Source organism: Bowmanella denitrificans (assembly GCF_002887595.1).
GTDB lineage: Bacteria > Pseudomonadota > Gammaproteobacteria > Enterobacterales > Alteromonadaceae > Bowmanella > Bowmanella denitrificans.
On record NZ_PEBU01000002.1, the window covers coordinates 359,960 to 378,775 of the forward strand.

13 protein-coding genes are annotated in these 18,816 nt (G+C 50.2%); 5 read left to right on the top strand and 8 right to left on the bottom strand.

All coding sequences use genetic code 11. From position 1 onward, the window contains the following. Positions 1-65: 65 nt before the first annotated feature. The 7 genes from CSR04_RS05180 to CSR04_RS05210 all read right to left on the bottom strand — a co-directional run bounded on the left by CSR04_RS05180 (position 66) and on the right by CSR04_RS05210 (position 7,941). The gene (locus tag CSR04_RS05180; protein ID WP_102795191.1) at positions 66-599 is read right to left on the bottom strand and encodes a cytochrome b; all 534 of its coding nucleotides are present in this window, start codon (positions 597-599) and stop codon (positions 66-68) included. 167 nt (positions 600-766) lie between these two features. Beyond that, complete coding sequence (locus CSR04_RS05185) at positions 767-1,531, bottom strand: phosphatase PAP2 family protein (protein ID WP_172449239.1); 765 nt, start codon at positions 1,529-1,531, stop codon at positions 767-769. Continuing rightward, a complete protein-coding gene (locus CSR04_RS05190; protein WP_216362509.1) occupies positions 1,524-3,128 on the bottom strand; it encodes a phosphoethanolamine transferase in 1,605 nt (534 codons plus the stop codon). Before CSR04_RS05190 ends, CSR04_RS05185 begins: the two co-directional genes overlap by 8 nt. Continuing rightward, positions 3,118-4,695 (bottom strand): ShlB/FhaC/HecB family hemolysin secretion/activation protein, encoded by a 1,578-nt coding sequence (locus CSR04_RS05195; RefSeq protein ID WP_102795194.1) that lies wholly within the window; start codon positions 4,693-4,695, stop codon positions 3,118-3,120. The genes CSR04_RS05190 and CSR04_RS05195 overlap by 11 nt, the downstream gene beginning before the upstream one ends. Positions 4,696-4,828: 133 nt before the next feature. Next, positions 4,829-6,523, bottom strand: a complete 1,695-nt coding sequence (locus tag CSR04_RS05200; protein ID WP_245921379.1) for an ArnT family glycosyltransferase — start codon at positions 6,521-6,523, stop codon at positions 4,829-4,831. Then, positions 6,516-7,214 (bottom strand): TVP38/TMEM64 family protein, encoded by a 699-nt coding sequence (locus CSR04_RS05205; RefSeq protein ID WP_102795196.1) that lies wholly within the window; start codon positions 7,212-7,214, stop codon positions 6,516-6,518. Before CSR04_RS05205 ends, CSR04_RS05200 begins: the two co-directional genes overlap by 8 nt. Then, positions 7,195-7,941: a glycosyltransferase family 2 protein gene (locus CSR04_RS05210; RefSeq protein WP_102795197.1), complete on the bottom strand. Its 747-nt coding sequence runs from the start codon at positions 7,939-7,941 to the stop codon at positions 7,195-7,197. Before CSR04_RS05210 ends, CSR04_RS05205 begins: the two co-directional genes overlap by 20 nt. Before the next feature lie 219 nt (positions 7,942-8,160). Between CSR04_RS05210 and CSR04_RS05215 the strand changes: the two genes are divergently transcribed. Then, a complete protein-coding gene (locus tag CSR04_RS05215) occupies positions 8,161-9,747 on the top strand; it encodes an ABC-F family ATPase (RefSeq protein ID WP_102795198.1) in 1,587 nt (528 codons plus the stop codon). 56 nt (positions 9,748-9,803) lie between these two features. Here CSR04_RS05215 and CSR04_RS05220 read toward each other — a convergent pair whose 3' ends face one another. Next, positions 9,804-10,733 carry a cation diffusion facilitator family transporter gene (locus tag CSR04_RS05220; protein WP_102795199.1) on the bottom strand — a complete coding sequence of 310 codons (930 nt, stop codon included), beginning with the start codon at positions 10,731-10,733 and terminating at the stop codon, positions 9,804-9,806. 166 nt (positions 10,734-10,899) lie between these two features. Between CSR04_RS05220 and CSR04_RS05225 the strand changes: the two genes are divergently transcribed. The 4 genes from CSR04_RS05225 to CSR04_RS05240 all read left to right on the top strand — a co-directional run bounded on the left by CSR04_RS05225 (position 10,900) and on the right by CSR04_RS05240 (position 18,785). Further along, positions 10,900-12,621, top strand: a complete 1,722-nt coding sequence (locus tag CSR04_RS05225; RefSeq protein WP_245921382.1) for a Na+/H+ antiporter NhaC family protein — start codon at positions 10,900-10,902, stop codon at positions 12,619-12,621. Positions 12,622-12,978: 357 nt separating this feature from the next. Next, entirely contained in the window at positions 12,979-15,567 is a 2,589-nt protein-coding gene (locus CSR04_RS05230; RefSeq protein ID WP_102795200.1) for a TonB-dependent receptor plug domain-containing protein, read from the top strand. 241 nt (positions 15,568-15,808) lie between these two features. Further along, positions 15,809-18,163 (top strand): TonB-dependent receptor, encoded by a 2,355-nt coding sequence (locus CSR04_RS05235; RefSeq protein ID WP_102795494.1) that lies wholly within the window; start codon positions 15,809-15,811, stop codon positions 18,161-18,163. Between the two features lie 139 nt (positions 18,164-18,302). Further along, a complete protein-coding gene (locus CSR04_RS05240) occupies positions 18,303-18,785 on the top strand; it encodes a SixA phosphatase family protein (RefSeq protein ID WP_102795201.1) in 483 nt (160 codons plus the stop codon). The last annotated feature ends 31 nt before the right edge of the window (positions 18,786-18,816 follow it).

The following is an 18,816-nucleotide window of genomic DNA, read 5'->3' on the forward strand; positions in this document are numbered from 1 at the left end:
GGCAGACGGGACAAGGGCTCTGGTTAGCAGTTTGAACCCACAGCCCGGCCCGTCGTTTGGGCCAGCTAGGGTTTTCCCGGCAGCATACGTTTAAGCGTGTTATCTCTTTTCACATAGTGGTGCCACAGGGCCGACAAGGCGTGTAATCCAATTAGGCCATAACCTGCCTTGCCAATGCTCTCGTGCCATTCTTTAATCATGCCTGCCAATTCCCGATTCTCACTGATCAGGGGCGGCAGACTGAACGAAAAAAAGGGCACAGGTTTGCCCGCCGCACTTAATATCAGCCAACCAGCCAGTGGCAAGCCCAGCATCAGCAAATACAGCAGTACATGCATCAGGCCTGCTACCTTGCTCTGGACCGCAGAAGGTGGCGGTTGTATGGCCGGAGAGCGTATTGTCAGTCGCCAGTAAAGGCGCAAAACAACCAGTATGCCAACCAGTAACCCCAGCATAAAGTGCCATTGTTTGAGTGCTTCACGGGGATCACTGCCTTTCGGGTAGAGCTCTCTTAACTCAATACAGGCGTACACCGCGACGATCAACAATAACATCAGCCAATGCAGGCTGATGCTAACCGGATGATACTTCTCAGACATAACGAGGCTCCTTTTTACTTACTCAGACACAATGGGATTAGGCTGCGCTCTTCGGCGGTGAATATTGTGCAAACTTAACGCCATCTGGTGACGATAATCGGCATAAAAACACCACAAACTGCGATAAAATTTTACGTTAAAGGTTTACCCACCCTACCTGATCCAAATCAAGCTTGGTATGAATTGGCAGGCAGCGGGGGCGCATCATTTTGTATGCTTTTACTCTCCGGAAGTTTCCACAAATTGGTTGGGGCAGGATAAAAGCGGTATACCAATGCTGCATTGAGGCAGCATATGCCCCAACTGAGCAACATAGACACCAGGGTGTGGCTGAGAAAATGATCACCAATCAGCATTTTATAGCCGCCCATCAACCAGCCCAGTGACAATGCGCCTACTATTGCCCACTGCCTGGCTCGGTCGGTAGGCATCAAAAATATCAAGGCAAGCAAGCTGAATCCGCCGCTGGCATGTCCAGCAGGAAAGCACTTTTGCGGTGCTGCCGGGCGTTTGTCCGCCGGATAAGCGCTAAACAATGGCACATGTTCAACCTTACCGCCGAATTGCAGCAGATTCACCGGACAGGCCATATTAGTGGTGGCTTTAAGCAGACCGACAGTGGCAGGGACGGACAGCATCGATAGCATGACAATGAGTAGACCCGGCCGTAAAGGTTTGATGGCATGTTTGATAAAACTGACAACAAACATCAGTAGCAAGCTGAGAAAAAACACCAGCAGCACCACTTTGATGCCGTCGTAAAACAATAATCTGGCCCAGAATTCCTGCTTGTCCCACCACCATTGATGACTGCCTTGGTTATACAACAGTTGTTGTATTTGCATATCCAACGCGGTCAGCTCAAAGATCAGGATGCACAATATCAGGGCCAGGCAAGTTACCAGCAGATGGCGGGCTAAGCACTTATTCATCACGATACACGAAGTAAGGAACACAAGGAGTGTTGCCAATGATGTGGCTATCAATTTCAAATGACTGCAATAAGCTGCAACTGAAATCATCGTGGCTATATGCCTGGTGCGTCAATCCTCTGGATGGCTCAAGCAGAATGTCGGAGCTTTCACCCACCCAAACCAGAAAAGGCACATGTGTTTGGGAACGGGGCGCTAAGAAGTAAGGCATACCGTGCAGGTAAAGGCCATTTTCCCCAAGTGATTCACCATGATCGCTCATGTACAGCATCGCGGTTTCAAATTTGGGAGTATTGCGTTTGAGCAGTTCTATGACCTGATTGAGAAAATAATCGGTGTAAAGAATGCTATTGTCATAGGCATTGATGATTTCCTGTGTAGAACACTCGGCCAACTCCTGGCTTTTGCAGGCTGGTACAAAGTGTTCAAAATTTGCCGGATAGCGTTTGTGGTAAGCTGGCCCATGGCTACCCATTTGATGCAGCACTATTAAAATGTCGCCTTGCTGTTGGTTAATATAGTCCTGCAATCCAGCCAGCATGCCGATGTCCCGACATTCGGTTTTATCGCACTCCGGGTTGTGGTCTGGCGAGCGGAAATCTTCATAAGGCAGCCGGGTAGCGACGCCTTTGGAGTCCGAATTATTATCCCGCCAAAGCACGTTTACGCCGGCTTTATGCAATACATCCAGCACGTTCTCGGTGTATTTGGCACTATCCAAATCAAAAGCGTCACGGTGACTGAATGAAAACAAACAAGGGACAGAGACGGCGGTAGAAGTGCCGCATGAACTCACATTGGCATAGCTTAGAAGGTTCGCCTGTTTGCTCAGCATAGGATTGGTCTGGCGGCTGTAGCCATTTAAGGCGAAGTGATCGGCCCTGGCGGTTTCTCCCACTACCACAATTACCAGTTCGGAGTGGCCGGTTGGTTTGGGGGCGAGGTGCTCACCCGTCAGCTTCACCAATTGCTTATGGGCTGGGTTTCGCAACTGCCGGGCCACAAGGTCCACCGCCGAATATATTGGGTAAATAGGGTTAGCGTGATAGCGAACCGACTTATGTTCACGGAAAAAGCTGGCGTATTGGTCACTAAAAGGCAGCATACTTGGCAACGTCAGGGCGAAGATGCTGCATAGGGAAATAACCGACGCTTTTATAGCCGGGCGCTGCAGCCCTTTGCTGCCTGAAAGCAGCAAACCAGGCAGCACGGCCAATAACATGATCCGCCACACTAAACCGGCACTGAGTAAATCTTTCGCTTCGTCAGGGTTAGTTTGCAGCACATTAGTGAGCATAATCCGATCAAACACAGTACCCAGTTCATCGGTGAAATAACCGGTAATGGCGGCTATCAACAGTAATATTGGGTACAACCAGCGAGGTGTAATCAATATGCTTAGAAGCTGGATCATCAAAAGCAGTAAAAAGCCAAGCAGCAACGCCACTGAGAGCACAAAACCCAAATGCTGCGGCAGAGGATAATGGGCGGTTAACTCAGCAAAAAAGCTTAAGTTGGCGCTGATAAGCAGGAAAAACACCAATAAAAGTTGGCTCTGCCATGGCCTGATTCGTACAGAAAACATATCAGAATGCATGTTTTACCTCTACGCGAAACTCCAGGCCGCTAACATCGTCCTGATCTGAAAAAGGATGCACGAGATCCATATGAATAACCTGCCGGTCACTGGAATGAGTGGAGTAAAAGCGGGCACCAATACCCACGCTTTGCAGTAAACCGCTATCTTCGTTGGCTCTTGGGGTGTCGCCGAAGCTCTTGCCCACGTCATAAAAGACCGCACCGCCCAGTTCGAAAAGTTTGAACAGGTTAATGCCGGGGTAATAACGCAGCTCGGTGCTGAGCAGCAGGTTCTGTTCGCCATACTGATACTGCAGTGGATAGCCGCGCATACCCGTATCGCCGCCCAGATTTACGGGGTTATCCAGGGTCGGATTATCTGAAAATTGCCAGGCTGCACTGGCATACCAGGCGAAACGTTGATTGAGGCGATGGATAAGTTCACCGCTGAAACGCCCGGTCAGGGAGCTGTGATCTTGCGCACCGCCGTTAAATCCTCCGGCCTGAAAGCGCCCCAATAGCAAGGTATCAGCATTCCAGGCCAGTCCCTTGCTGGCCGACATATTCCATAGCCAGGCACCTTGTTGCGGCCCGCTGACCAGGTTATGGCCCAGATTAGCCTGTATATGCCAACCAAGATTAATGTCTTCTTTTTGTTCGATAAGATGCAAATTGCGCAACGTAACATAGTCGTCCTCTAACCACTCAACGCCAACCCAGGGATAGTTAAATCGCCGATCGGTGGGAAGGTAGTCGGATTGCGGCTCACTAAAGATGTGTTCGTCTTTGGTCCAGCCCGCCAGTATGCGCAGATGCTGATCATCCCAGTTGCCGATTTTCCAACCCAGGTTCAGGGTTTGGTAATTAATCTTGTGTCTGAACAGCAATTCATCCTGACTATTGTGGAACAGCGTATCTACTCTATCTTCGCGGTTAAAGCCCACGCTGCCGCCAAAATTGCTATCCACGCTGACCAGGGGTTTGTCCAGAAATACACTGCGCTGATAGCCGTCTGGGCTGTCTATCAGGCGAATGCGGGCGTTGCTGTTGTAACCCAGAAAGAGCGGGAACTCGGTATCCAGCTTATATCCACTGCGCTGTGGATCGGAAAAATAGGCAAGCTCTGCATCCACTCCCAGGCCGAGCAAATTGCGGTCCTTTAAACCCAGTTCAAAATGGTTTTTACCGCCTTTTCGGCCAAAATCGAGGATCGGCATTAATGACCAGGTATCCCAGGTGTCGATTTGGATACGGGATTGTTGTTCGTTCTTAACCAACTGCACTTTGGCATCACGCAGATAGTTACGGGCACGCAGGTGTCTTTCCACCTCATACAATTTGTCCGGATCTGCCTCACAAGGAGATAAAAACGCCAGTTCATTCTCTAGCGTTGCTTGTTGCGTATCCACATGCAGGTTATTGGCCAGTTTATGTAGCCAGGTGGTATCCGGGTCCTGTTCATCAAAAATACTGTGAATATTGAGCTCAATCTCAGTAGGTTGCTCACAGGCGATTGAGGCGCTACAGGCCAGTATAATGCTCAGACTAAGGGGGATTGCCACCCGGCACTGGGATTTAGAACGCATGGCATTTCCTGAAAAATACGGCTTGTTTTAAGACTATTGCCTGAACCTTAAGGAAGTCTGAAGGTGGGCATTTTTTTTGGGATGATGTTGGCTGTTTACTTTGGCGTGCTAAACGGCGCTGAAACAGGGGCGACTATTCGCCCCTTTGCTGGCCCGGATAGAAAATCGGCAAGGTTGGTGAGGTAATCTGACAATCTGCTGTTCTGGCTGACTGGTCCAGCAGTAACCAGTCCTGACGATGGGCAAAACCCAGATCCAACCCTTTGTTCAGGTCAAAACAACTTAGTGCTTCCTGACGGGCGACCAGAATTTTGCCCTGAGGATGGTCACTCAGCCACTGCCAGGCCGATTGTTGCTGTGCTGACATGGGGCTGTGATAACCAAAATGCCCCATTGAATATGGCCAAAACAGTAGAAACTGCTCTTTCAGGCCCAGCATTACTAGCGGCGTATCGCGTGTTACATGCAATTGCAGGTTTTCCACTACCAGTTTAGGGGTTTTAACCGGCGTCAAGAGCACATAACCCCAGGAACTGTAGAGTAACCAGAACGAAGACATAAAAAGCAGCCAACTTAAGTGCTGACAGCGTCGGCTGACAAATAAGCTAAGCAGACCGAAGACGCCGATACAAAGTAAAAACCACCAGGGCTGTACAGGGTAATCCAGCACCAGTTGCTGAACCTTATCCAGGCCAGCCAGACCGGCAATAGCTAATGTGATAAACACCAGGGTAAATAGGGCAACAGTGGCGATTATCAGGCGGTTTGGCCAGCGCTTTTGCAGAATACCTTGTACAAAAGGGGCACTGATAAGCGCCAGCATCGGCAGTGCAGGTAAGATGTACACACCACGCTTACCTGGGCTCAGGCTGAAAAACAAAACCACCAACCCGATCCAGACAAGAGGCAGTAAAATGCGTCTATCGCCAGCTTGAATGGCACGCCACCAATTGGGGATGAGCCAGGGCAACAGTAAACTCAGGGGCAGCCAGAACACTGGGATCACTGAGGTGAGGTAATACCAGAATGGTTTAATATGGTGCCAGGAATCGGCATAGCGTCTGGCAGTTTGTTTAAGCAGAATATTATCCCGGTAAACCTCATAAGCACCATCGGCCTGGTTTGCCACTAGTATCAGCATGGGCACAAACCACAGCGCAATCACCAACAACATGGTTAGAGGGCCGGTCCACCAACGCCAATTACCCTGGATTTCATCAGGCTGAGTCTGGAAGTGCCTGGCCAGGAAAAACGGTATCAACATCAGCAGTGGTAAAAAGCCAACACCTTTAGTAATCACTCCCAATCCCATGGCTGCAAAGCCCAGGTAATACCAATGCCAACCGTCTTTACACAGAAGATGGCGCAGTAAGCCATAACAACCCAGCGTGATCCAGGCGCACACCATCGCATCGATTTGGGCGGTTTTGGCCTGCAGAGTAAATTGAAAGCTTAACAGCAATAACGCCGCTGCCAGCATGCCGGTCTGTTCATTCCACAAACGCTTACCCAGATCGTAAACTAAGTACAAGGTAAGCAAGCCACTTAGCGCTGAAGGAAGCATGAAGGCCAGTTTAATGCTGCCCAACAACCAGTAAAACAGGGCAATACTCCACATAAATACTGGCGGTTTATCTGGATACAGCTCACCTCCACGCATCGGGAAAAACCACTGTCCTGAGTCCACCATTTCGACAGCGATCTGAGCAAATCTCGGTTCATCGGCAGGCCAGGGATCGCGCAGTCCCAAACCGGTAAAAAGCAGCACAAATGCCAGCAGCGCCAGTTTGAGCCTGGCCTCATTACCTCGTAACGACAACTTAAACATGGGCATGAATGTCCTGCTGCGTGGCGATTTCCTGTTCTATGCGGCTACGTCGGTAAAGCCAGGCGCCCAGTGCGCTGGAGATAAGCAGCAATACCACGCCAACAACGATTTGCAGTTGGGCATTAAATTTTAGTCCGCTGCCGGAGAGGGCAAACACCAGCATTTGCGGTAAGTAGCCGATAAAGGACCCCGTCAGAAAGGCCCATAAAGGCAGGCGAATCAACCCGGCCAGCAGATTCACCGCCAGGTTGTTGCCTATGGGAAACAGCCTCACCGCAATCGTGGCCTTAAAGGTATTATGCGAGAGAAACTGACGCAGTCGCAGACCCGGCAAGCGTTTATGAATAACGTGATCACCTATTAGCCGGATAGTGAGCAAGGTGATACCCGCGCCGATGGTAACGGCCAAGGTTGACAATACAACACCGGCCAGCACACCAAAATAGTAACCACCGATAAAGGCCGGTATTTGCCTGGGTAAACCGACCGCACTGAGTCCGGCAAACAACGCCACAAACAGGCAGGCATCCAGATACAGATTACCAGTTAAATACTGGCCGAAGCGTGCTGGTTGCCATTCGCTCAGCCATTGTGACTTGCCGACAAACCAGCCAACAGCAAGCAGTGCGGCAAGCCATAGCAGGGCTGGAAGCAGGCTCTTAGGTAAACATCTATGCGCCTGACTGGTCATGCCGATACTCCCTGCATTCGGTAGTCAGACGATTGCGGCGCTGTAGCCACATCACACCAAACAGGTCAACCAAACCCACCCAGGCGCGATTCAGCATGCCGTATTTGGATATACCGGCCATTCTGGCGCGGTGATTAACCACCGAAATTTTTACCTGCCCGCCGCATCGTTGTACCAATGCAGGCAGGAAACGATGCATATGATCAAAATAGGGCAGTTTCAAAAAGGTCTGGCGTGGGAACAGTTTAAGGCCACAGCCGGTGTCGGGGGTGTTGTCGCCGAGCAGGGTGGCGCGGATCTTATTGGCTATGCGACTTTGGAGCAGTTTCCAGGCACTGTCATGGCGGTTTTTACGATAGCCCGCAATCAGGAAATCCTGCTCTGGTGCAAAATCTTTGGCCAGCGTCAGCATGGCAGGAATATCGGCCGGATCATTCTGGCCATCGCCATCCAATGTGGCAATTAACCTGCCCTTGGCGGCGTGAATACCCAAATGAATTGCGGTGCTTTGGCCTCTGCTGTGCGGGTTTCTTAAAATCCGTAGCGCAACATCGCCAGTTTGCTGCAGGCTTTCCAATATCTGAAAAGATTGGTCATCACTGCCATCGTCAACGTAAATGATCTCATAGCTGATTAGACCTTCGAGATTCTGGCAGATCTCTCTAATAAGGGGATGGATGTTGTCTTGTTCGTTTTTTATGGGTACGACGACGGATAGTTCGATCATTGCAATTCATGCTGAAATATTGCCTGTTTGCTCAGCATAGAGGCGCTAACTTAAGGTTTTCTTAAGGCACAATAGCTGAAGGATAAGAAATGCCTGGGCCTTGGGCATTTATCTGTAGAAGAACAGTGAAAACGGCATACATTCAGGCAAAAGTAAGCTACACTGCGCCGCTTTTTTGTTCGGCCCTTTCGGCTTTTATCTATTTGCTAACAGGTTTCTATGATCGCTACCGCCAATATCACCATGCAGTTCGGCGCCAAGCCGCTATTTGAAAATATTTCCATCAAGTTTGGCGGCGGTAACCGCTATGGCCTGATTGGGGCCAACGGTTGTGGCAAATCCACCTTTATGAAGATTCTGGCCAACAAGCTGGAGCCGTCGGCAGGCAATGTGATGCTCGACCCGAACGCCAGAGTCGGCGTATTGGGGCAGGATCAATTCGCTTTTGAAAACTTTACTGTTATCGATACCGTGATCATGGGCCATAAGGAATTATGGGAAGTGAAAAAGGAGCGTGACAGAATTTATTCCCTGCCTGAAATGAGCGAAGAAGATGGGATGCTGGTAGCAGAGCTGGAAACCCAGTTCGCGGAAATGGATGGCTACACCGCGGAGTCGCGGGCCGGTGAGTTATTGCTGGCGCTGGACATTCCGGTTGAACAACACTTTGGCCTGATGAGCGAAGTGGCACCAGGCTGGAAATTGAGGGTTTTACTGGCCCAGGTATTGTTTGCCGAGCCGGATATCATGCTGTTGGATGAGCCGACCAACAACCTGGATATAAACTCAATCCGCTGGCTGGAAGACACCCTGGCACAAAGCAATGCGACCATGATTATTATTTCCCACGATCGGCATTTCCTGAACAAGGTCTGTACCCATATGGCAGATTTGGATTACGGTGAGCTGCGCTTGTATCCTGGTAACTATGACGAGTATATGACGGCCGCCACCCAAGCCCGTGAGTTGTTACTCAATGAAAACGCCAAGAAAAAGGCCCAGATCGCGGAACTGCAGACCTTCGTCAGCCGCTTTTCGGCTAACGCGTCCAAGGCTAAACAGGCCACCTCCAGAGCCAAACAGATTGAAAAGATCGAGCTGGCAGAAGTTAAGGCCTCCAGCCGCGTCAGCCCGTTTATTCGTTTTACCCAGCACAAGAAGTTATTCCGTAATGCCCTGGAACTGGAAAATCTGGGCAACGGCTACGACGAATTGTTATTCAAGCAGTTTAATCTGATCCTTGAAGTGGGTGAAAAAGTGGCGGTGATTGGTGCCAACGGTATTGGTAAAACCACCTTTCTGAAAACTCTGGTCGGTGAGTTACCGGCTAAAACCGGTACGGTTAAATGGTCGGAGAATGCCAGTATTGGTTATTATGCCCAGGATCACAGCAGTGACTTTGCCAAAGACATGACGCTGTTTGACTGGATGAGCCAATGGAAAAACCCGGGCGATGATGAACAGACCGTGCGTGGCTTACTGGGCAGAATGTTGTTTTCACAGGATGACATTAAAAAGTCAGTAAAATCGCTCTCTGGTGGTGAAAAAGGTCGTATGTTGTTTGGCAAACTGATTAATCAGCGTCCCAATATTCTGATTATGGACGAACCCACCAACCACCTGGATATGGAGTCTATTGAAGCCCTTAACCTGGCACTGGAGCACTTTGAGGGGACCCTTATTTTTGTCTCTCATGACCGCGAATTTGTTTCGTCGCTGGCCAGCCGGGTGCTGGATATCAAGGCTGACAGAATCATCGATTTTCAGGGTCCTTACGAAGAATATCTGGCCAGTCAGCAGGCCTGATCCGAAATATGCTACGGCGCCCACAGGCGCCGTTTTATTTCCGGGCCCGGACGGGGTTAGTGTGAATGCTCGCAGTGCCCATGATGGTCGTGTGGTGTGGGCTCCTGGTCCCGACAGGTTTCCTCAGGATGTTCAATTTCAATGGTGGTATGGGCCAGCTCAAAAGGTTTCAACTGGTCATTAACTGCCTGTTTCAGGGCTTGGTATTGCGTGGCTGATAACATCTGGGCACTGACCAGGTGTACGGTCAGCACATGTTTTTCACCGTCCAGTGACCAGAAATGCAAATGATGAAATCCGGTAATCTGCGGCAGAGACAGCAAGGCCTGTTCAACCTCTTGCTGCATTTTGACATCCGGACTGCGTTGCAGGAACAGCCCCAGGCTGCTGGCGGTATGGCGCAGCACATTAAATAAAATAAACAGGCTGAAACAAATGGCCAGCAGCGGGTCAAGTATTGGCAGCTCCACAACCATCATCACCAGACTGACAATCAGTACGGCGACCCAGCCGAGCATATCTTCCAACAGATGCCAGTTCAGTACTTTCTCATTCAGGGTTTTGCCCCCTTGCATACGCCAGGCGGCATAACCGTTCACGGCAATGCCCAATATCGCCAGACCCAGCATACCTGCGGTATGGGGCATTTGTGGGTCCCACAAACGGGGGATAGACTGATACAACACCCAACTGGTGCCCGCTATCAGCACCAGGCCGTTAATCATGGCTGACAACAGTGACAGGCGCCGGAAACCATATGTAAAGTTGCTGTTGGCCGGGCGACCTGAGACATTACCCATCAGCCAGCCAAATCCGATGGACATGGCATCACCCAGATCATGCACAGCGTCAGCCATAATGGCGGTACTGTTGGTCAGCAGACCACCAATAAACTCAATAATGGCAAATCCAAGGTTAAGAAAGAACGCCACAGCCATGTTATCTTGACTGCCATGGGCATGATGGTGGTGGTGATGGTCGTGCATAGCCTGTCCGGCAATTAATCTCTGCTACCAGACTACCTGCAAACAGCTGCCTGCGGCAAGTAAGCCGCCTGGATAACAAAAGGGTATAGGGAAGATAAACTTAGATGCTCGCCAAGGCTGTTAGCTGAATGTTAGTTTTTGCACTTTTGAGTAAATAGGAGCGCAGGTGTTGAGCAGAAATCTTGCAACCTGGGGATTTTTATTGCTGGCGCTGATGGCCGCCTTGTACGCCAATCAGGCCCAGCATCCGGTATGGAAAGAGCAAAGTTACCTGTATGAGACCTTTTATACCGCCGAAGGCCGTCTGATGTACCGCTATCAAGGTGAGGTGCTGCCGGTGGATGGCCTGGTGGCTTATGAGGATTCACCGCTGCGACAAGTCAACCTGGACAGGTTGCAGGAAGAGCCTGCCGTTAAGCGTCAGTGGGTGGAAAAACAAGACGGCCAAATCATGTTGTTACAGGCCGATTTTCATTATGGCATCTGGTCCTTATTGCCCGCCTTTGTCACTATTGCCCTGTGCCTGATCTGCCGCGAACCCATAGTGGCGCTATTAGCCGGTATCGTCACAGGTGCATTCTTAATCGGTCAGTTTGATATAGTCGATAAGGTGTTAATTCCTAGTCTGGGCACACAAAGTGCGGCCGCCATTTTAGTCTTGTACTTATGGTTGCTGGGGGGCTTAACCGGCATCTGGGCCAAAACTGGCGCGGCACAAGCGTTTGCCCAAACCATGACTCGCCACTTTGTCAGAGGCCCGCGCTCTGCCAAATTAGTTACCTGGTTGTTGGGGGCGATGTTTTTTCAGGGCGGCACCATCAGTACCGTGCTGGTAGGCACGACCGTCAGGCCGATTGCCGATAAGGCCGGGGTCAGCCACGAAGAATTGAGCTATGTAGTGGACTCCACCGCATCGCCTATCGCCGTTGTATTGGCTTTCAATGCCTGGCCCGCCTACGTGCAGGCTTTTATTTTTGTGCCAGGCGTGGCCTTTTTGGCCACCGAGGCCGATCGCATTGCGTTTTTCTTTGACAGCATTCCTTTCAGCTTTTACGCGATTTTAGCGGTACTGGGTACCTTGTTGATGAGCTTAAATATTTTCACTTTTTCGGGGAAACGTCTGAGAAAAGCCCATGAACGTGCAGCTAAGACCGGACAACTTGATGCTCCCTCCGCCAGACCCATGAGCAGTGGCGAGCTACATAAAGTGCAAGTGCCAGCCCATTATCAGGCCAATATGTGGGAGTTTTTGTTACCACTGTTACTCTTGCTGGGCATTGCGGTAGGCACTTTTATGTGGCTTGGCAGCCCTAAGGTAAACTGGGCGTTTGGCACAGCCCTGGTGGTGGCATCAGCCATCGCCTTATGCAAAGGCATGAGCCTAGAGAACCTGCTGGATGGTTTTGGTGATGGCCTAAAATCCGTGGTGGTCGCCTCGGTGGTTTTGATGCTGGCGATTACCATAGGGGGGATCAGTAAACAGATTGGGGGCGGACTGTATCTGATTGACTTATTGGGAGAAACAATACCCTTTTGGGCGCTGCCGGTGATTTTGCAATTGATTACTATGGTGATTGCATTCTCGACAGGTACCAGTTGGGGCACCTATGCCATTGCCTTTCCACTGGCGATGCCGCTGGCCTGGATGATTACCCAGGATCAACAATTAGCCAACCCCGAATTGTATATGGCCATCTGTTTTGCCACCGTACTCAATGGCAGTGTTTATGGTGACCAATGCTCGCCAATTTCAGATTCTACTATACTCAGTTCCATGACCACAGGTTGCGATTTGATGGACCATGTCAAGTCCCAGTTGTTTCCGGCTGGACTGGCTGCCAGCGCGGCAGCCTTGCTTTGGACCTGCGCGACATTCTTCGCCCTTTAAGTCTTTTGTAACGGATACGCTTTGATAGGTTTATCCGTTTTTTCAACTTGTTAAATATCGGTTCAGGTTATATGTTTGTATCGTTAGATGGGTGATTTCATGCGTTTATTGACGGAGATAATCCGTCTGGAAGCATAGTTTATGCCGCTTTCTTGATTGTTACTTTTCCTTAAGTTTTAGAAAGAGATAGCACAAGAAAAAACAAACAGGCAAGGAATCATCCAAACAACGCTCAATAATAAATCGCTATTTTGGTGTAGCAGTGCACCAGAGGCGATGCAACAACGGAACTGTGCATGATTTTCACCCTTGAGGTGAAAGCAGCAAGTAAAAATAACAACAAGTTGGAGAAGGTTAATGCCTACCCATATCAATAAGTTATCTAGAAGTATCAGGATTGCACTCACATCAGCAGCGACAGTGGTCACCACCTTTGGTGTTAACGCTCAGGATCAATCTCAGGGCGCAGATACCGACGCGCCGGTAGAAAAAATTGCTATTGTCGGTACCCGTGCAGCGCCCCGTTCGGTAGGGGATTCTGCGGTACCACTGGATATTGTCGGCGGTGACGATTTTGCCCGGCAAGGAGCTACGGACATCGACAAAATGATGATGTCGGCGGTCCCGTCTTTTACCGTAAACGAACAGCCGATCAATGATGCCTCTACCTTGGTTCGACCGGCTAACTTGCGAGGTCTGGCTTCTGACCAAACGCTGATTCTGGTCAATGGCAAACGTAAAAATCGCTCGGCTGTCATTACTTTCCTGGGCGGCAGTTTATCGGATGGTGCCCAGGGACCGGATATTTCCACTATTCCCGCCATTGCGCTGCGCCAGATAGAAGTGTTGCGAGACGGTGCTGCGGCACAGTACGGCTCAGATGCCATTGCCGGGGTGATTAACTTTTCACTGAAAAATGACAGTGATGGTGGCCAGTTTGAGGCGCGCTACGGCTCTTATTACGAGGGCGACGGCGATATGATGCAGTACTCAGGCAATGTGGGGCTGCCGCTCACCGATGATGGTTTTGCTAATCTGAGTTTTGAATACCGTGAAGCCGACCCCACCAGCCGCAGTATTCAGCGTCCCGATGCTGCCGCTATTGCTGATGCGGGTAACGAGTTTGTTGCTAATCCGGCACAAGTCTGGGGTAACCCGGAAATTAAATATGACTATAAGATGCTACTGAATACCGGATTGGATCTGGGCAATGACAAGGAAGCCTACATGTGGACATCCTGGTCTGAGCGGGAAGTTGAAGGTGGTTTTTACTATCGTCACCCTCATACCCGTGGCGGAGTCTATTCCAACGATGGTGGTGAAACACTGCTGGTGGGGGATTTGACCCCTAATGATGGTATTGATTGCCCTGTTGTACCTATTACTGCTAACGTCCTGACGTCAGCGGCTTATCAGCAGGTAGCAAATGACCCCAACTGCTGGGCATTCAATGAGATGTTCCCGGGTGGTTTTACTCCTAGTTTTGGTGGGGTGGTATTCGATGCTTCTATTGTGATGGGCACTAAGGGCGAGCTGTCCAATGGTATTATGTATGATGTCAGCGCCTCGTTTGCCCGCAGTGAAGTAGAGTTTTCCATTAGCAACACCGTCAACCCCTCGCTCGGCCCAGACACGCCTAATAGTTTCAGTCCTGGTCAATATAATCAGACCGAAAAAGGCTTGAACCTGGATCTGTCTTATCCGATGGAGGTAGACGGTTGGGACGAGCCAATTAATATAGCCGGTGGCTTGGAATGGCGGCGTGAGTCATTTGAGATTCAGCCTGGCAATCCGGCTTCCTATGAAGTGGGACTGTTAGCCTATGATCCTGCCACCGGGGAGTCCCAGGGTTTTGGCATTGGTTCAAATGGATTCCCTGGATTTAAACCCGAAGATGCTGGTACCTGGAGTCGTGGCAACGTGGCCGCTTATGTGGATGTGGAAGCCTACCTGAGTGACAACTTTATGGTAGGGGTTGCAGCCCGTTATGAAGACTACACCGACTTTGGTTCCACTTTTAACGGTAAGCTGGCAGCCAGATGGCAACTGAACGATGACTGGGCATTACGTGGCGCAGCCAGTACAGGTTTCCGTGCACCATCTGTTGGCCAGAGTAACGTACGCAACGTGACCACCGCCTTTGTTGGTGGACGATTACAAGATCAGGCTACTTTACCACCCACACATCCTATTTCGTTGCAAAAAGGCGGTAAACAACTTGAGCCTGAAGAGTCTGTTAACCTGAGTTTTGGTTTGGTGGGTGAGTTTGACAATGGTCTGTATATGACGATTGATTATTTCAATATCAAAGTCACAGACCGGATTAGCCAGACTTCCAGCCTGACCTTAACGCCAGCAGATATCGAAGCATTATTGGCATTGGGGCAACGTGATGCTACCAGTTTCACCAGTATTCGTTACTTTACCAATGACTTCGATACCCGCACGCAAGGGGTTGATTTGGTGATGAACTACAGTATGGACATGTTTGGTGGTGACACCAAGCTGTCGCTGGCTGCCAACTATACGGATACCGAAGTGTTAAATGTCGGCCCTGATGGAACCGTAGGGAACATTGGCGCCAACAAGGTTATGATGCTGGAGGATAACCTGCCTGATACCCGCTTCAGTGTGACGGCCGATCATACCAACGGTGATTGGCGCTTCCTGGCAAGAATCAACTACTTTGGTGATTACTTCGAAGATCACGTGGATGATGGTACGCCGGATGCCAGAATTTACCCGGGAGCAGAGACCACGCTGGATGTGGAAATGGCCTATAACTTTACCGACAATTTGAGTGTGGTGGTTGGCGCCCAAAATGCCCTGGACAACACTCCGGACGATAACCCGTTAGCGGATTGGGTTGGCTCAGCTTACCCAACCACGGCACCTATGGGAATTAACGGTGGTTTCTACTACATCAGAGGCATCTATAATTTCTAACTTGTTAATTTAATCTCAGGCCGCTTAATGCGGCCTTTTTTATTCTCTGCTCATAAACTAAACATTCAATCTTGCCTAATTGGCATTCCTTAACTGGCTCTTCTAGCTTTAGATAGGGTCAATCGAGCAGTCAGGTTTATACAACTTGATGACATATTGACCTATATAAAAATATAGGAGAAGCATCATGGACACACTGATAAAACCCTTGGTCACCACTATTCGATATGCACTTTACGGCATGCTGACATTAGGTGGGACTCAGGCTATAGCGCAACAACAACAGAATCAGCAGGAACAGGAGGAGCAGGACGTAGAGGTGATTATGGTCACCGCCACCAAACGCGCCTCTACCTTGCAGGAAGTGCCGTTTTCCATTAATGCCCAATCCCAGGCGGATATTGAAAGGGCCGGGGCGACAAATTTAGAAGAGTTGTCCAGGAATGTGGCTGGGTTATCGATTCAGAATCTGGGGCCTGGCCAAAGTCAGGTGGCTATTCGCGGTGTATCCGCCGGGCAGGTGGTGCGTGACCAACCGGGGGTCAAGGAACAAGTGGGGGTATATCTGGATGAGAGTGTGATTTCACTATCACTGTTTACCCCGGATTTGGATCTTTATGATTTGAACCGGGTCGAGACCTTACGTGGCCCACAGGGCACCTTGTTTGGCTCAGGCTCTATTGGTGGCACTATCCGCTACATAACCAATCAACCTGAAGCAGATGAATTGACCGGCAGTCTGGAGCTTAACCTGAATACTCTGACCGACGGCGATACCGGCGGGCATGTTAAAGGCATGGTGAATCTGCCGTTAGTGGATGACAAACTGGCCATGCGCGCGGTGGTTTATACAACAGAATATGCCGGGTTTATTGATGCACTGGGTGAAAATGGCAGTCGCAAACAGGATGTAAATGGTGGCAATCGCACCGGCGGGCGACTGGCTCTGACCTGGTGGGCGACTGACAATTTGACCATCACCCCAAGGGTGGTATACCAGGAAATTGATGTAGATGGGTTTAACCGTCAGGAAGTCTTTAATCTGTTTGCCAATCCGTATACCACGACCCGTCCGGCCATACAGTTAGGCGAGCGGGAACAATACTTGCTGCTGGATGAAGGTTTTAAGGACGAAACACTGATTGCCGATATCACAGCAGAGTGGCAGTTAGACAGTGTGGATATGACCTTTGTGTATAGCTACACCGACAGGGACATTCTGGTGAGTCGCGACGCCAGTGCGCTGTCCGGCAGTGTTAGCGTGGACCTGGGCTTCCCCGAGCAAGCAGTATTGTTGCCGTCGAACCTGCATGATCGCACAGAAGTTGAGCAGGACACCATGGAACTGCGGTTTAGTTCGAACACTGACCATGCACTGCAGTGGCTGGCTGGGGTGTTTTACTCTGATACCCAACGTCAGTACAGTCAACGTTTGCCGACTCCCGGTTATGATGCTTTTACCGACGCTGTATTAGGCGAGGGGCAAGCCGCCGCTGCTGCAAATGGTTTTGGCCCGGATTCGCCGTATAACGCGGATTTACCCTACGACCTGACACAAAAATCGGTGTTTGGTGAGCTGACTTACGATGTAAACGATAAACTCAATCTGGTCCTTGGCAGTCGTTTTTACGATTATGAAGAAGAGCGGCGTTTTACCACCGGCGGGTTATTTTCAAACGCGGATGACCAGGTGGATGCCACCTCATCAGATGGTTTTACATCAAGGTTTATTGCCAATTATGAGCTAAACGAGACGGTGAATCTGAATGCGCAGATATCGCAGGGCTTCCGTTTGGGGGGGGTCAATGACCCATTGAACGAAACACTTTGCCAGGGCTCAGATCTGCAAACTTTCGGCAGCTTTCAGAACTACGATGATGAAAAGCTGGTTAACTATGAAGTGGGTATGAAGGCCAATGCCAGGCGCTGGAGCGCTAATATGGCTGTGTTCTACACTGATATCAGTGATTTGCAGGTGACATTGGATGCCGGCTCTTGTTCTTCGCGCATTTCCTTTAATGTGCCAGAGGCGCATACGGTTGGATTGGAATATGAACTCACCCGCCGTGCTACCGATAATCTGTTTGTCACCTTGTCTGGTAGTTTTGTAAAGGCCGAATTTGACTCCACCGTGCGTGACGGTGACGGCAATGTACTAGGCGGGGTAGAAGATGGCAATCGTCTGGCATCGGTGCCTGAGATTCAGTTTGCCCTGGCAGGCACCTATGACTTTGATACCGCCATATTGGGTGCCAATGACACATACCTTTCTGCATCCTTTCAATATGTGGGTGACAGAATTACTCAGCCCAGTGATCAGGTGGCGGGGGCGGGCAACTTTGTGTCCGGCTTGCCCTTTGGTGGTGCCTCGGGTAATGAGCTGACGGCCTTGGATCTGGAACTGGATGCCTACAATACCCTGAATCTCAGCGCAGGTTTGGTTTACGATACCTGGGAAGCGGTGTTGTATATCAATAATGTCACGGATGAAAATGCCAATCTGTCCTTTGACCGGGAGCGGGGAGGGCGTGCCAGGCTGGCGTATCGTACCAATCAGCCACGCACCTTTGGTGTCACTTTGCGGGCAAGGTTTTAATCAGAATAGCCTGATGATAGGGCGATGATTCAAATCTAAACGCTGCAAAACAGGCCCGCTAACGGGGCCTGTTTTCCTGCTGCAACATCGGGTTAATATTATTGTCAGTCAGCATTAAATCGTTGTGCGAGTGGTATTGATGAAACAAGTGCTTTTATTACGCCATGCCAAATCCAGTTGGAAACATGTGGTGGACGATGAGTTTCGCCCTTTGAATGCCAGGGGTTACCGGGACGCGCCAGTGATGGCAGAAACCTTGCGAGGGCGGCTACCGGATAAGATTTTGTGTTCACCCTCGATTCGCACCTACAGCACTGCCATGTTTTATCTGCGTAACCGGGATATGCCACTCGAACTTCTGCATCTGGACTGGGCGCTTTATGAGGCCAGTGGTGACAGGTTGATGCGTTATCTACTGGCGCTGGATAACAGTTGGCAAAGTGTTTGGTTATTTGGCCATAACCCAGGTCTGAATGAATTGGTGGAACTGGCTACAGGCCAAGCCGTAGACAATATTGTGACCGGTGCCAGAGTGCAGTTGCAATGGCCGGTGAAAGACTGGCAAGCATTGCAAGATGGCCAGGCCCGTTTAATAGGGATTGATGCTCCGCAAAAGCAATAGCTTAGAGGAGCAGGCAGCGCTATGCGCTGCC

Bases quoted from the DNA above. Each gene is read 5' to 3' on its own strand.
- CSR04_RS05230 (WP_102795200.1), top strand. From the start codon at position 12,979: ATGCCTACCCATATCAATAAGTTATCTAGAAGTATCAGGATTGCACTC.
- CSR04_RS05235 (WP_102795494.1), top strand. From the start codon at position 15,809: ATGCTGACATTAGGTGGGACTCAGGCTATAGCGCAACAACAACAGAAT.
- CSR04_RS05185 (WP_172449239.1), bottom strand. From the start codon at position 1,531: ATGAATAAGTGCTTAGCCCGCCATCTGCTGGTAACTTGCCTGGCCCTG.
- CSR04_RS05215 (WP_102795198.1), top strand. From the start codon at position 8,161: ATGATCGCTACCGCCAATATCACCATGCAGTTCGGCGCCAAGCCGCTA.
- CSR04_RS05220 (WP_102795199.1), bottom strand. From the start codon at position 10,733: ATGCACGACCATCACCACCACCATCATGCCCATGGCAGTCAAGATAAC.
- CSR04_RS05195 (WP_102795194.1), bottom strand. From the start codon at position 4,695: ATGCGTTCTAAATCCCAGTGCCGGGTGGCAATCCCCCTTAGTCTGAGC.
- CSR04_RS05180 (WP_102795191.1), bottom strand. From the start codon at position 599: ATGTCTGAGAAGTATCATCCGGTTAGCATCAGCCTGCATTGGCTGATG.
- CSR04_RS05190 (WP_216362509.1), bottom strand. From the start codon at position 3,128: ATGCATTCTGATATGTTTTCTGTACGAATCAGGCCATGGCAGAGCCAA.
- CSR04_RS05210 (WP_102795197.1), bottom strand. From the start codon at position 7,941: ATGATCGAACTATCCGTCGTCGTACCCATAAAAAACGAACAAGACAAC.
- CSR04_RS05205 (WP_102795196.1), bottom strand. From the start codon at position 7,214: ATGACCAGTCAGGCGCATAGATGTTTACCTAAGAGCCTGCTTCCAGCC.
- CSR04_RS05240 (WP_102795201.1), top strand. From the start codon at position 18,303: ATGAAACAAGTGCTTTTATTACGCCATGCCAAATCCAGTTGGAAACAT.
- CSR04_RS05200 (WP_245921379.1), bottom strand. From the start codon at position 6,523: ATGTTTAAGTTGTCGTTACGAGGTAATGAGGCCAGGCTCAAACTGGCG.